At 71.7% G+C, this 12,519-nt stretch carries 14 protein-coding genes; 6 read left to right on the forward strand and 8 right to left on the reverse strand.

The features are described from left to right. Positions 1-80 precede the first annotated feature (80 nt). Entirely contained in the window at positions 81-443 is a 363-nt protein-coding gene (locus tag NS331_RS00565; RefSeq protein WP_058640077.1) for a hypothetical protein, read from the forward strand. Between the two features lie 6 nt (positions 444-449). Here the strand turns inward: NS331_RS00565 and NS331_RS00570 are convergent, their stop codons facing one another. Further along, positions 450-815 (reverse strand): hypothetical protein, encoded by a 366-nt coding sequence (locus NS331_RS00570; RefSeq protein WP_153012688.1) that lies wholly within the window; start codon positions 813-815, stop codon positions 450-452. Then, positions 802-975: a hypothetical protein gene (locus tag NS331_RS26520; RefSeq protein WP_193758018.1), complete on the reverse strand. Its 174-nt coding sequence runs from the start codon at positions 973-975 to the stop codon at positions 802-804. Before NS331_RS26520 ends, NS331_RS00570 begins: the two co-directional genes overlap by 14 nt. 366 nt (positions 976-1,341) lie before the next feature. Between NS331_RS26520 and NS331_RS00575 the strand changes: the two genes are divergently transcribed. Next, positions 1,342-2,046, forward strand: a complete 705-nt coding sequence (locus NS331_RS00575) for a response regulator (RefSeq protein ID WP_193758019.1) — start codon at positions 1,342-1,344, stop codon at positions 2,044-2,046. Here NS331_RS00575 and NS331_RS00580 read toward each other — a convergent pair whose 3' ends face one another. Both NS331_RS00580 and NS331_RS00585 read right to left on the reverse strand, forming a co-directional pair. Beyond that, positions 2,047-2,304, reverse strand: a complete 258-nt coding sequence (locus NS331_RS00580; RefSeq protein WP_153012689.1) for a histidine kinase dimerization/phospho-acceptor domain-containing protein — start codon at positions 2,302-2,304, stop codon at positions 2,047-2,049. 274 nt (positions 2,305-2,578) lie between these two features. After that, a complete protein-coding gene (locus NS331_RS00585) occupies positions 2,579-3,214 on the reverse strand; it encodes a response regulator (protein WP_058640081.1) in 636 nt (211 codons plus the stop codon). A gap of 382 nt (positions 3,215-3,596) precedes the next feature. Here NS331_RS00585 and NS331_RS00590 point away from each other — a divergent pair, with 382 nt between their 5' ends. The 3 genes from NS331_RS00590 to NS331_RS00600 all read left to right on the forward strand — a co-directional run bounded on the left by NS331_RS00590 (position 3,597) and on the right by NS331_RS00600 (position 7,943). Further along, entirely contained in the window at positions 3,597-5,027 is a 1,431-nt protein-coding gene (locus NS331_RS00590; protein ID WP_058640082.1) for a sigma-54-dependent transcriptional regulator, read from the forward strand. Between the two features lie 80 nt (positions 5,028-5,107). After that, positions 5,108-7,471, forward strand: coding sequence for a PAS domain S-box protein (locus tag NS331_RS00595; protein ID WP_058640083.1), 2,364 nt, complete (start codon positions 5,108-5,110; stop codon positions 7,469-7,471). Between the two features lie 211 nt (positions 7,472-7,682). Beyond that, complete coding sequence (locus tag NS331_RS00600) at positions 7,683-7,943, forward strand: hypothetical protein (protein ID WP_058640084.1); 261 nt, start codon at positions 7,683-7,685, stop codon at positions 7,941-7,943. 24 nt (positions 7,944-7,967) lie between these two features. On the opposite strand, the gene NS331_RS00605 is transcribed toward NS331_RS00600, so the two are convergent. Together NS331_RS00605 and aptA are read right to left on the reverse strand one after the other, a co-directional pair. Then, positions 7,968-8,306: a hypothetical protein gene (locus NS331_RS00605; protein ID WP_058640085.1), complete on the reverse strand. Its 339-nt coding sequence runs from the start codon at positions 8,304-8,306 to the stop codon at positions 7,968-7,970. Positions 8,307-8,350: 44 nt separating this feature from the next. Then, positions 8,351-9,709, reverse strand: coding sequence for an omega-aminotransferase AptA (gene aptA, locus NS331_RS00610; RefSeq protein WP_058640089.1), 1,359 nt, complete (start codon positions 9,707-9,709; stop codon positions 8,351-8,353). Between the two features lie 93 nt (positions 9,710-9,802). Between aptA and NS331_RS00615 the strand changes: the two genes are divergently transcribed. Next, positions 9,803-10,864, forward strand: a complete 1,062-nt coding sequence (locus tag NS331_RS00615; protein ID WP_082702142.1) for a LysR family transcriptional regulator — start codon at positions 9,803-9,805, stop codon at positions 10,862-10,864. Positions 10,865-10,963: 99 nt separating this feature from the next. Here the strand turns inward: NS331_RS00615 and NS331_RS00620 are convergent, their stop codons facing one another. Together NS331_RS00620 and NS331_RS00625 are read right to left on the reverse strand one after the other, a co-directional pair. Further along, positions 10,964-11,203: a hypothetical protein gene (locus NS331_RS00620; protein WP_058640086.1), complete on the reverse strand. Its 240-nt coding sequence runs from the start codon at positions 11,201-11,203 to the stop codon at positions 10,964-10,966. 144 nt (positions 11,204-11,347) lie between these two features. Continuing rightward, entirely contained in the window at positions 11,348-12,289 is a 942-nt protein-coding gene (locus NS331_RS00625; protein ID WP_082702143.1) for a M23 family metallopeptidase, read from the reverse strand. Between the last annotated feature and the right edge of the window lie 230 nt (positions 12,290-12,519).

The raw sequence follows: 12,519 nt of genomic DNA on the forward strand, positions 1-12,519 counted from the left end.
GCACGCCCTCAGGCGCCGACCCTGGGCGGCCCGCGCAGCCGGCCGCCGCCTTCCGCCCATCATTTCCAGGAGACCTGCCCATGCCCGACAACGACGACCGCCGCCGCGCACCCCCAGGGGGCGTGGGCGAAGACCCGGCCCGCACTCTCGACGGTGGCCGCGTGCCCGATGCCGGCACGCCGCCCGAGCAAATCCCCATGCCGCGTCCGCCCGTGGTGGGCGATGCACGCCATCCGCCCACCACGCAGTTCGACCAGGACGACGCCCCCGCCGGCGACCGGGGCGATGGCGGCCGGCGCCATGCGCAGGCGCTGCGCGACGTGAGCGGCGTGCCGGGTGGGCCGGCGGACGAGGGCGCGGCCCCGGGCGAGGCGCGGACCGAGCCCGCTGCCTCGCCAGTGGTTCAGCCGCCGTCGCAGCGGGGCCAGTCCGGGACGCCCTGAGCGCGGCTAGCGGCCCTGGCGCGTGCCGGGCTTGGGCGCCTGATCGGTCTCGGTCGTCCGGTTGCCCGATCCGGCGGCGCGCTGCCCGCCGAGGCCGCCCGGTTGCCCCGCGCCGGCCTGCCGGCCATGGCCGCTGCTGACGTCGGGCTGGTCAGGATTGGTGCGCCTGCCCGCGTCATCGGGCGTCGGTGCCGCGGTCTGCGGCGGGCGTGAGGCGGGCGCAGGCGCGGCCCGTCCGCTGGTCCCCGGCGTTTCACTGCCTTGCGGATTGCCGCGGGGATTGCCGGAGCCCTGGGCGAAGGCCGTCAGCGACAGGAGGAGGGCGGCGACCCCGCCCACCGCGCGGCCCCACCGCCGGTCAGTGGCTGCCACGGATTTCGCGCGCCTGCTTCTGGTTGTGGCTGCCGACGTGGTCCTCGCGGTCATGGCGGCTCTGGGGCGTGCGCTGCGGCGTCTCGCCGGGTCGGGATGCCTGCGCGCTCTGCGGTGCGTGCGGGGTGGGGCGGGGATGGCCGCGGTGCGTGTTGGTCATGGTCTTGCCTCTCATGGGCGGGCGCCTGGCGATAGATGTACGGCCGTCGTGGCCGCAAGCACCGACGCCGCGGCGCCCTGGGTGGAAGGAACTCTTACCTTCTTCCCGGCGCGCTGCGCCGTTGTCGGACGTTGGCGGATCGCACGTCGGCCATGCGGACGCTGTGCAGCGTGGCAGCAGGCAGGCCTGCAAGACGGCCATGGCATGCCGCAAGCCTTGCGGCAACAGTTGCCGAAATGCGCGTACCGTGCCTCCGCTTCGGCATCAACATCAGCCTTGTGCGCCTAACAGTGCCCAAAATGCTTCATTTCGCGCAGATGTACGCGGCATGGGAGTTGCCAGCAAACCCTCATGCAAACTTCCTCCATGCCGACTCTTGCGGCCCCTGCGGCCCCTTCCGTGCTGCATGGGCCGTCCCGCACCGGCGCCCGGCCGGGCCGCGCGCTGCGCATCGGCGTGGTCGACGACCACCCGGTGGTGCGCAACGGCCTGCGCGCGCTCTTCGAGGCCGAGGACGACCTCGACATGGTGTGGGAAAGCGACCGCGCGCGCGGCCTGGCACGCGAGCTGGCCGCCCATCGGCTCGACGTGCTGGTGCTCGATCTGGTGATCCCCGGCTCGAACGTGCTGGACGAGGTGGTGCGCCTGCGCATGCAGGCGCCTGATGCCGGGCTGGTGGTCTACACCGGCTTTGCCGCCGAGCAGTACGCCTGCACCCTGGTGCGCGAAGGCGTGCGCGCGCTGGTGGACAAGGAAAGCGACCCGCACCAGGTGCTGCATGCCGTGCGCGCGGTCGCCCGGGGCGAGCGTTATCTGTCGCCGGCCATGGCCAGCCTGCTGCTGGAACATTGCGTGCCCGCCGACGGCCGCCGCGACGAGCCCCTGTCGCGGCGCGAACTGCAGGTGCTGCTGAAGCTGGCGGAGGGCTGCGACCTGCAGCAGGCGGCCGAGTCGCTGTGCCTGTCGGTCAAGACCGTCGGTGGCTACCGCACGCGCATCCTGGCGAAGCTGGGCCTGCGCTCCAACGGCGAGATGACGCTGTATGCCATCCGCAACCAGCTGATGGGTTGATCAGCCGCCGTCCTTCTCGACGCCGGCCATCGCCATGCGCTCGCGGAAGCCGGCGAACAGGGCGCTGAGCCTCTTCACCTGCCGCACGATCACCTCGCGCGCCTCGGCCTGCAGGCCCGGGTCGTCCGAGGCGTCCAGCAGTTCCGCCGCCGCGGCAAGTGCGCTGAGCGGCGAGCGGGCGTCGTGGTCGAAGGCGCGTACCGCCTCAACGAGCGCGGCGGGGGAGTGCCCTTCGGCACCCGACAATGAGCTGGTCATTGCAGTCTCCTACGTCCTGCGCTGCAGGGCGCACCATGCGCCGTGCACGCGAGCGCTTCGGGATCGACGATCGAAAGGCCGCGGAGCAGGCCACGCCAGGGCACCCGAGGAACTGGCTTGGCCAGGCCTCGGGGTGCGCCCCCCTCCAAGCCGAAGGCGCGAGGGACGGGCTGAGGGCCGCGGCTCCGAGCCTGCCAGTGCAGGCTTGGACGTGCCCGAAGAGCAGCCGCCTCTGGCGGGCGCCCGGAGCCGCGAAGTGGCATGGGGGGTGTGATCATCTGATCAACCGCCGCTTGGTGGCGTAGTAGGTCAACTCGCTGTTCGAGTGCAGGTCCATCTTGGCCATGATCCGCGCCTTGTGCGTGCTGATGGTCTTGGCGGACACGCACAGCGTGTCGGCGATGTGGGCCGGGCTGTCGCCCTGCGCCAGCTTGAGGAAGATCTGGAACTCCCGCGGCGTGAGCGTCTGGTGCGGCGCGCCCTCGCCCGTGTGCGAGCTTGAGCGCTGCGCGAGCACCCCGGCCATGTCGGAGGTGATGTAGCGGCGGCCCGCATGCAGCGCGCGGATGGCGGCCAGCAGTTCCACCGGATCGCAGTCCTTCCCCAGATAGCCGCGGGCGCCATCGCGCAGCAGCGCCGGTCCGTAATGCTCGGCCGGGTAGCCGGTGTAGATCAGCACGGCCACGCCCGAGGCGCGCTCGCGCAGGCTGGCCATCAGGTCCAGGGCGCTGTAGCCCGGCATCATCAGGTCCATGACCAGCACCTGGGGGCGCACGTCCAGCGCCAGCGCGCGGGTTTCGCGGCCGTCGCGCGCCTCGCCCACGACGGTCATGTCCTCGCAGGTGGACAGCAGCGCACGCAGGCCCGAGCGCACCACCGGATGGTCGTCCGCGATGCCGACGCGGATCATGGCCGTGACTCCTTCGGCGTCAGGCGCAAGGCGATGGGGCGGTGCGGATCATCGGGAAAGACATTCAATGGCATGGGCCGGAGGCAAGGGCGACAAGGCGTCATCGTGGCAATGGGTGCCTTTTGCAGCGCAACGGATGTGCCACCGGTCCCGGTCTTCAAAATGAAAACAAAAGCTCTCTTTTTCTGCCTCTCTGGTCACGCGATCGGCAGTCCTTGCCGCAATTCCTGCTTCTGTCTGACATTCGTACGCGGCAAGCTGGGATAGCGTTGTCGCCTGCGTGGAAATCCGGGCCGCTGGTCCGCGCATCGATCTCATGGCGGGAGCGGCCCGCGGGACGACGCGACGTCGTCTCAGCCAGAAGCCAAATTCGAGGAGTGGAATGGGACGAGCATTGATCATCGAGGACGATGAGGATGTGGCGCGCATGCTGGCCGCGCTGGTGGCCCGCGAGGGGCACCGTGTGGCCATCTGCGGCACCCTGGCCGAGGCGCGGCGCAGCCTGGCGGCCTCGCCGCCCGACCTGATGCTGCTCGATGTCCACCTGCCCGACGGCAGCGGCTTCGAGCTGCTGGAGGCCGCCCACGCCACCGCGCAGGACATCGAGGTGGTGCTCATCACCGGTCAGGCCAGCCTGGAGACCTCGATCCGCGCGCTGCGCCTGGGCGCGGCCGACTACCTCGTCAAGCCCGTGCAGCCCGAGCACCTGCGCCATCTGATGTCGCGGCTGACGCGGCCGTCGCGCCTGAGGGCCGAAGTTGCGGAGCTGACCGAGACGTGGCGCGAGACCGGCCGCTTCGGCGCGCTCATCGGCCGCTCCGAGCCCATGCAGAGCGTCTACCTGCAGATCGCGCGCGTGGCGGGCTCGGCGGTCACCGTGTTCATCCAGGGCGAGAGCGGCACCGGCAAGGAACTGGTGGCCCGCGCCGTGCACGACCTCGGCCGCCGGCGCGAGCAGCCCTTTCTGGCCGTCAACTGCGGCGCGCTGTCGCCGCATCTCATCGAGAGCGAGATCTTCGGCCACGAGCGTGGCGCCTTCACCGGCGCCGAACGCCAGCACCGCGGCTTCTTCGAGCGCGCGCATGGCGGCACGCTGTTCCTCGACGAGGTGACCGAAATGCCGGCCGAGCTGCAGGTCAAGCTGCTGCGTGTGCTGGAGTCGGGCACCTTCATGCGCGTGGGCTCGACCGAACTGCGGCAGACCGACGTGCGCATCATCGCGGCCACCAACCGGGACCCGCATGCCGCCATGCGCGCCGGCGTGCTGCGGGAAGACCTGCTCTACCGCCTGAACGTCTTCCCCATCATGCTGCCGCCGCTGCGCGAGCGCGGCGGCGACGTCGAACTGCTGGCCCTGCACTTCGCGCAGCAGATGCGCGTGCAGGAGGGCTTGATCCGCCGCTTCACGCCCGAGGCGCTGCGCAAGCTGGCGGCCTACCACTGGCCCGGCAACGTGCGTCAGCTGCGCAACGCCGTGCAGCGTGCCTGGGTGATGAGCGTGGACGGCTGGATGTCCGACGAATGGCTGCCGCCCAACGCGGCCGAGTCGGGCGCCGATGCCGTCGCGGCCGCCGCGGCCGGCGCCGGGGGCATCGACTCGCTGCCCGCGCCCCTGCTGCCCGAGGCGGGCCCGGCGGAGCCCGGCAGGCCCGGCTGGATCAGCGTGCCGGTGGGCACCTCGCTGGCCGAGATCGAGCGCCAGGCCATCGTCGCGACCTATCTCCATTGCGACCGCCACAAGGAGCGTGCAGCCGCGGTGCTCGGAATCAGCCTGAAGACGCTCTACAACCGCCTGAAAGCCTACAGCGTCTAGGCCCCGGCCCACGGCCCAATCGCGTGGACGCGCACGCGCCGCGCCCTTGTCGACGACCCGCAGCGAGAAACGCCACCGCCATGCAAGCTCACGAACGCCCCGGCGGCGATCCGCCCGACGACACGGCCTCCGAGGCCGGTGCCCTTGCGGCGCGCGTGCGCGAACTGGAGCGCGAAGTCGAGGCCATGGCGCAGGGCAACGGCCACCTGCTCAACCTGCTGGACGCCACCGCCATCGCCACCGTCTTCCTGGACCGGGAGCTGCGCGTGGTGCGCTACACGCCGGCGGCCTGCGCGCTGTTCCGCTTCATCCCCGGCGACCTGGGCCGGCCGCTGTCGGACCTGGCCACGCCGCTGCGCTACCCCGGCCTCATGGACGACGCCCGCCGCGTGCTCAAGCAGCTGGGCGTGGTCGAGCGGGAGGTGGAGGCCGGTGCCGGCCTCTGGTACCTGGCGCGGGTGCTGCCCCACCGCACCGGCGAAGGCCAGGTGGCCGGCGTGGTGCTGACCTTCGTCGACGTGAGCGAGCTGCGGCTGGCGCAACGTGCGCTGCGCGACTCCGAGGCGCGCTTCGGCGCCATCGTCAACCAGGCCGCCGTGGGCGTGCTGCAGGCCGACGCGCAGGGCCGCATCTTCTTCGTCAACCGCCACTACGCGCGCCTGCTGGGTTACGACGAGGGCGAGCTGGTCGGCCGGCCGCTGCTGGAGTTGGTGCATCCCGAGGACCGCCACGCGAGCGCCGAGCGCATCCAGCAGCTCATGCGCGACCGCCATCCCTTCCAGCTCGAGAAGCGCTGCCTGCGCAAGGACGGCACCGTCCTCTGGATGCACAACAGCGCCGGCCTGCTCGAGGGCGGCGACGACGACGGCGTGCGCTCGCTGGTGGTCGTCAGCACCGACATCAGCGAACGCCGCCGCGCCGAAGACGCCCTGCGCGGCAGCGAGGAGCGGCTGCGGATGATCCTGGAGAACGCGGTCGAGTACGCCATCTTCTCCACCGACCTGCAGGGCCGCATCACCGGCTGGAACACCGGCGCCCAGCGTGTTTTGGGCTACGACGAGCCCGAGGTGGTCGGCCGCTTCGCCGACCTGCTGTTCACCGACGAGGACCGCGCCGCCGGCGCCCCGCGCCTGGAGTTGCAGGCGGCCCTGCGCGAAGGCCACGCCATCGACGACCGCTGGCACGTGCGCAAGGACGGCTCGCGTTTCTGGGCCAGCGGCGTGCTCATGCCCATGCGCGGGCCCGAGGGCCTGGTCGGCTTCGTCAAGATCCTGCGCGACCAGAGCCAGCAGCGTGCCGCCCAGCAGGCGCTGGAGGCCGCCAACCGCAGCAAGGACCGTTTTCTCGCGGTGCTCTCGCACGAACTGCGCAACCCGCTCGCCGCGATCCACGCCGCCGGCATGACCCTCGCCGAACCGGAACTTCCGCCGCACGAGCGCAGCCGCGCCGCCGACATCGTGCGCCGGCAGGCCCAGACCATGAAGCTGCTGCTGGACGACCTGCTCGACGTCTCCAGCCTGCGCCTGGGCCGCATGAACCTGCGCAAGCGCTGGGTGCCGCTGCGCCTGCTGGTCGATGCGGCGCTGGAAACCGTCCGCCATGCGCTGGAAGGCGCCGCCCATGCGCTCGAGGTGGGGCTGCCCGGGTCCGACGTGCAGGTCTTCGTCGACCCCGTGCGCATGAGCCAGGTGTTGTCGAACCTGCTGACCAACGCGGCCAAGTACACGCCCGACGGCGGCCGCATCGGCCTGGATGTGCGGGTGGAGGGCGGCGACGTGGTCTTCGCCGTGCGCGACAACGGCATCGGCATGGAGGCCGGACTGGTGGAGTCGATGTTCGAGATGTTCGCGCAACGGCCCTCCGAGCAGCGGCCCGGCGCCGGCGGCCTGGGCATCGGTCTGGCGCTGGTGCGCAGCATCGTCGAGCTGCATGGCGGGCGCGTCAGCGGCAACAGCGCGGGGCCGGGGCAGGGCTCCTGCTTCACCGTCACCGTGCCCATCGGCGGCCTGCCCGGCGAGCCGCGGCCCGACCCGGAGCCCGAGCCGCCAGCCGATGGAGGCAGCACCGGCCGGGCCCGGCCGCGGGTCCTGCTGGTGGACGACAACGCCGACGCGGTGTGGCCCATCGCCCGCCTGCTGGGCCTGCGCGGCTTCGACGCCCAGGTGGCGCTGACCGGGCGCGAGGCGCTGGCCATGGTCGTGCATGCGCCACCGGATGCGCTGGTGCTGGACATCGGCATGCCCTCGCCGGACGGCTACGAGGTGGCGCGGGCGGTGCGGGCCATGCCCGACGCGCATCACACCAAGCTCATTGCCGCGACGGGCTGGGGCCAGCCCGACGACGTGGAGCGCACCCGCCGCGCGGGTTTCGACGCGCACCTCGTCAAGCCACTGGACCTGGACGACCTGGTGGGCTGGCTGCAGCGGCTCTGTCCGACGCCCTAGCGTTTGTCGGCGCACGCGCGTCGGCCCGGCGTGCGGCGCGCCGCCGACAGCCCCGGCCGATGGCGGCCGACGCGGGCCCTGCGCAGCGGCGAAGACGATGTCGCATGCACCAACCACCCCACTGCCATGCCCGCGCCCCGGAGCCCCACCTGTCGCGAACGCCCATGCTTTCACCGACGGCCGTCCGGGCCGTTACTGCGGGAGTCGCCTGATGGAATGGCTCGGTTGGCTGCAATGGCCCGCATTCCTGGCGTCGGTGGTGTCGGCCTGGCTGGTGGCGTCGAACGACCAGGGCCGGCGCAACACCGGCTTCTGGATCTTTCTGCTGAGCAACGGGCTGTGGACCGCCTGGGGCGTCTTCACCCAGGCCTGGGCACTGATCGCCTTGCAGCTGTGCCTGGCCGTGATGAACGTGCGCGGCCTTCGCAAGACCGGGGACAGCGGCGAGGCGGGCGGCGCTCGCCGCAGCTGACGCCGGGCGCGGCCCGACGCCGCGTCAGGCGGCCTTGGGCCGGACGGTGACGAAGCGCAGTTCCACCGCCGGCTCACCCGGGTGCACGCCCAGCACTTGGTTGGCGGCTTCCTGGGCGCACAGCAGCACGTCCACCGCCAGATCTTCCGCTTCCGAAAGCGGAGCCGGGTCGTTGGCGCCCTCCTGCTCCCAGTCGGCCAGCTTCTGGATGGCCTGCCAGGCGAACTCCGGCTTCACGTAGGTGGCCTGGAACACGCCCATCGCCCCTTTCAGCGCCAGCGCGTGCTCGGCGGGCGTGCCGCCCGGCACGTGCACCTCCAACATGACGGAGGGCTGGGTGGCGTTGGTGCGTTGGGCGTCCATTCCGCGTATTTTGCTGCACGCGGATGGCAATCAGAAGCGCTGGCTCAGGCAACTTCATGCAGCGCGTCGCCCACGGCGTTGATCAGGCGGTCGATTTCGGCGCGTTCGGTGATGAAGGGCGGCGCCAGCTGGATGGTGTCGGCGCCATAGCGCACGTAGAAGCCCTTCTTCCAGCAGGCCATGGCGATCTCGTAGGGCCGCTTGGCCGGCTCGCCGGGCACCGGCGTGATGGTGATGCCGGCCGCCAGGCCGAAGTTGCGGATGTCGGCCACGTGCTTCGCGCCCTTGAGGCTGTGCACGGCCGTCTCGAAGTAGGGCGCCAGCGCCTTCACGCGGCCAGGGCCGTCCTCGGCGATCAGCAGGTCCAGCGCGGCGATGCCGGCGGCGCAGGCCACCGGATGGGCCGAGTAGGTGTAGCCGTGCGGGAACTCCACCAGGTAGTCCGGGCCGCCGGCGGCCATGAAGGTGTCGTAGATCTCCTTGGTGGCCACCACGCCGCCCAGCGGCTGCACGCCGTTGGTCACCTGCTTGGCGAAGTTCAGGATGTCGGGCGTCACGCCGAAGGCCTCGGCACCCGTCATGGCGCCGGCGCGGCCGAAGCCGGTGATGACCTCGTCGAAGATCAGCAGGATGTTGTTCTGCGTGCAGATCTCGCGCAGGCGCTGCAGGTAGCCCACGGGCGGGATCACGACGCCGGCCGAGCCGGAGAAGGGCTCGACGATCACGGCGGCGATGTTCGACGCGTCGTGCAGGGCGATCACGTCCAGCAGGCGGTTGGCCAGCTCGACGCCGCCGACCTCGGGCATGCCCTTGGCGAAGGTGCCCATGGCCGGCTGGGTGTGGGGCAGGTGGTCGGCCTCGACGCCCTGGCCGAAGGTCTTGCGGTTGCCGCCGATGCCGCCGACGGAAATGCCGCCGAAGTTGACGCCGTGGTAGCCCTTCTCGCGGCCGATCAGGCGCGTCTTGCTGGCCTGGCCCTTGGCGCGCCAGTAGGCGCGGGCCAGCTTGAGCGAGGTGTCGGCCGACTCGGAGCCCGAATCGGTGAAGAAGACGTAGTCCAGGCCCTTCGGCATCAGGTCCTTGACCTTGTTGGCCAGTTCGAAAGACAGCGGATGTGCGAACTGGAAGGCCGGCGAATAGTCCAGCGTGGCCACCTGGCGGGCCACGGCTTCGCTGATCTCGTTGCGGCAGTGGCCGAGGCCGGTGCACCACAGGCCCGACAGGCCGTCGAAGATCCTGCGGCCGTCGGCGTCGGTGAAGTAGGCGCCCTTGCCGCTCACGATGATGCGCGGGTCGGCCTTGAACTGGCGGTTGCCGGTGAAGGGCATCCAGTGGGCTTCGAGCCAGGCGGCGTCGGTGCGCACGGCGGGGGCCGGAACGGGGGAGGCGATGGTGGTGGTCATGGCGGCTGCAGGACGGAGGAGGACGATGGTGCCGATTGTGGCGGCGCCGTTACTGGCGAAAATGGACATTCATCACTGTTCACTTGTCGATTCATGCAAGTAAAGAAGCCCCGCATCCCGCGTGCTGCCGCCCCGGTCCAGGCGGTCGAGCCGACCGACCGCCACGGGCGCGGCCATGCGGTGCTGGGCCAGGTCAGCGACATGGACCTGCGGCTGCTGCGCGTCTTCAAGGCGGTGGTGGAATGCGGCGGGATGACGGCCGCCGAGCTGGAGCTCAACATCGGCACCTCCACCGTGAGCCGCCACGTCAAGGACCTGGAAACGCGCCTGGGCCTGACGCTGTGCCGGCGTGGGCGCACCGGCTTCGCGCTGACGGCCGAGGGCCAGCAGGTGTACGAGCAGACGCTGGGCCTGCTGGCCGCGGTGGACGCCTTCCGCGGCGGCATCGACCAGATCCACGGCCGCATGGGCGGCGAGCTGGAGGTGGCGCTGTTCGACAAGACCGCCACCAATCCCGACGCCCGCATCGGCGAGGCCATGGCGCGCTTCGCGCAGCGCGCGCCCAGCGTGTCGCTCAACGTGCATGTGGCCTCGCTCAACGCCATCGAGCGCGGCGTGATCGACGGCCGCTTCCACGTGGGCGTGGTGCCGGCGCACCGCGCCTCGCAGAGCCTGGCCTATGCCGACCTGTTCGGCGAGACCATGCTGCTGTACGCCGGGCGCGGCCATCCGCTCTTCGATGCCGACACCGACGGCCTGGACTGGGCCGACCTGCGCCGCCATGCCTTCGCGGGACTGGGCTACCACTCGCCCAACATGGAACTCAGCCACCGGGCCCGGCTGGCCCGCAAGGCGACCGGCTACGACCAGGAGGCCATCGCGCTGCTGCTGCTGTCGGGCGGCTATCTGGGCTTTCTGCCCGACCACTACGCCGCCGGCTTCGAGCGCGAGGGGCGGTTGAAGGCGCTGGCGCCGGCGCGGCTGGTGTACGACTGCCGCTTCGTGGCGGTGTGGCGGCGTTCGCCGGAGCCGGCGCGGGCCACGGCGCTGTTCGCGCAGTGCCTGCGCGAGGCGCATGCGGCGGTGAGCCTGCCGCCTGGCGAGTCCGGCACCGTGGATGGCGCCACCAGCGCCCTCGCGCCGCGGGCTGCCTGAAACGAAAAAACCGGCGCCGTCGTTGCGACGGCGCCGGTCGGCTGTAATGGGCCCAGCCGGCGGCGCAGTGTGCCGCGCTGGGCCTTGGCCCTTGGGAGCTCAGGCCGTGGCGGTCTGCCCGCCCGCGTCCTCGGGGACGATCTTGCCGGCCTCCAGGTACTGGTCGTACTGCAGGCGCGGCATGGCGGTGGTGCCGACGGTGCCCGGTTCGGCCTCCCATGACAGGATGACGCTGTCGTCGGCCTCGTCGATCTCGACGCGGCCTTCCGGGATCGGGATCGGCACGCCGTCGCCGGGGGTGTAGGTGACGTGGCCTCGGATGGTGGCAAATCGGGGCATTTCGTTTCTCCTCTGACGATGATGGACGGGCATTCCTCTGTCTCCCGTCCTACCGCCGATTCCAACAGCGCCCGGCCGGCGCCCCTGTCGGACGGCAGCGCGTGGCGCGGCACGGCGCGGGCGCGTGATGGCGCGCGGGCCGGGTCAGGCTTCGATGAACAGCGCCGGATCCACCATCGTCCGGTTGAGCATCACGCCCCAGTGCAGGTGCGGCCCCGTCACGCGGCCGGTGGCGCCGACGGCGCAGAAGGCATCGCCGGCGGCCAAGCGGTCGCCTACCCTGGCATCGATGCGGCTCAGGTGGCAGTACATGGTCAGCAGGCCGCCGCCGTGGTCCAGCCAGACCGTGCCGCCGTTGAAGAAGTAGTCGCCGGTGTCGATCACCCGGCCCGGCAGCGGTGCGCGCACCGGCGTGCCGGTGGCGGCGGCGATGTCCATGCCGCTGTGCGGATTGCGCGCCTGCCCGTTGAACACACGGCGCAGGCCGAAGGAACTGGAGCGCCGCCCCGGCACCGGCGCCGCCATGGCCAGGTCGGCCGGCCACGGCTCGCTGAAGGTGGCCATGACCTGGGCCTGGTGGTCGCGCTCGCGTTCGTAGCGCGCCTGGTCCTCGGCCGACAGGTCGACCGTTCTGGGCGCCACGGTGAGGCGCTGCTCGGCATAGCGCTTGGGGGCGATGGCATAGGCGATGCGGCGGTGGCTGCCGCTGGCGTCCGTCACCTGCACCCGGGCCTCGCCGGGCTGTGCCGCCAGCGGAATGCCGACCACCGCCGTCCAGGCGATGGCGTCGCCCATCACCAGCACCGGCACGCCGGCCTCGGTGCGCACCACGGGACGCTGGTCGGCCGGGCCGAGCGCGAGCCGGGCGACACCGCCGGGCACCTGCAGCGCCTGCGGCCACACGCCGGGCTCCGGCTCGGCGGGTGAGGCGGCGCGCGCCCGGGTTGCCGCCGGCACGGCGGTGGGCAGCAGGGCGCCCGTGGCGAGCGCGGCGAGAAAGCCACGCCGCCCGCTGGCGCCAGGGGCGGGCGGCACGGCATCGTTGGGGGATCGGCGAAGCGGGGAGGGCGGGCGCAGGTCGGGCATCGAAGATGGCGCGTGTTGGAGGCGGCATGTTCGCAGGTCCGGCGGTTCGTCCAGGGCCATTGCCCGTGCACGGTGCCGAGTTTTTGGACGCGGGCGGCCGGATGCGTGGGCCGCCCGCCCGGTCCCTGATCGAGCCGCCGTCCGTCTGGCTATGCTCGTACCGCACTGCCCGAGGACCCCGCCATGCCCCGCATCCTGCTCACCGGCTTCGAGCCCTTCGACCGCGACAC

It is taken from the genome of Pseudacidovorax intermedius, from assembly GCF_001476815.1.
GTDB lineage: Bacteria > Pseudomonadota > Gammaproteobacteria > Burkholderiales > Burkholderiaceae_C > Xenophilus > Xenophilus intermedius_A.

What these genes read in the sequence shown, in the direction of transcription:
- NS331_RS00595 (WP_058640083.1), top strand. Translation starts at nt 5,108, where the DNA reads ATGCAAGCTCACGAACGCCCCGGCGGCGATCCGCCCGACGACACGGCC.
- NS331_RS00605 (WP_058640085.1), bottom strand. Translation starts at nt 8,306, where the DNA reads ATGGACGCCCAACGCACCAACGCCACCCAGCCCTCCGTCATGTTGGAG.
- NS331_RS00625 (WP_082702143.1), bottom strand. Translation starts at nt 12,289, where the DNA reads ATGCCCGACCTGCGCCCGCCCTCCCCGCTTCGCCGATCCCCCAACGAT.
- NS331_RS00565 (WP_058640077.1), top strand. Translation starts at nt 81, where the DNA reads ATGCCCGACAACGACGACCGCCGCCGCGCACCCCCAGGGGGCGTGGGC.
- NS331_RS00585 (WP_058640081.1), bottom strand. Translation starts at nt 3,214, where the DNA reads ATGATCCGCGTCGGCATCGCGGACGACCATCCGGTGGTGCGCTCGGGC.
- NS331_RS00600 (WP_058640084.1), top strand. Translation starts at nt 7,683, where the DNA reads ATGGAATGGCTCGGTTGGCTGCAATGGCCCGCATTCCTGGCGTCGGTG.
- NS331_RS00615 (WP_082702142.1), top strand. Translation starts at nt 9,803, where the DNA reads ATGCAAGTAAAGAAGCCCCGCATCCCGCGTGCTGCCGCCCCGGTCCAG.
- aptA (WP_058640089.1), bottom strand. Translation starts at nt 9,709, where the DNA reads ATGACCACCACCATCGCCTCCCCCGTTCCGGCCCCCGCCGTGCGCACC.
- NS331_RS00575 (WP_193758019.1), top strand. Translation starts at nt 1,342, where the DNA reads ATGCCGACTCTTGCGGCCCCTGCGGCCCCTTCCGTGCTGCATGGGCCG.
- NS331_RS00620 (WP_058640086.1), bottom strand. Translation starts at nt 11,203, where the DNA reads ATGCCCCGATTTGCCACCATCCGAGGCCACGTCACCTACACCCCCGGC.
- NS331_RS00580 (WP_153012689.1), bottom strand. Translation starts at nt 2,304, where the DNA reads ATGACCAGCTCATTGTCGGGTGCCGAAGGGCACTCCCCCGCCGCGCTC.
- NS331_RS00590 (WP_058640082.1), top strand. Translation starts at nt 3,597, where the DNA reads ATGGGACGAGCATTGATCATCGAGGACGATGAGGATGTGGCGCGCATG.
- NS331_RS26520 (WP_193758018.1), bottom strand. Translation starts at nt 975, where the DNA reads ATGACCAACACGCACCGCGGCCATCCCCGCCCCACCCCGCACGCACCG.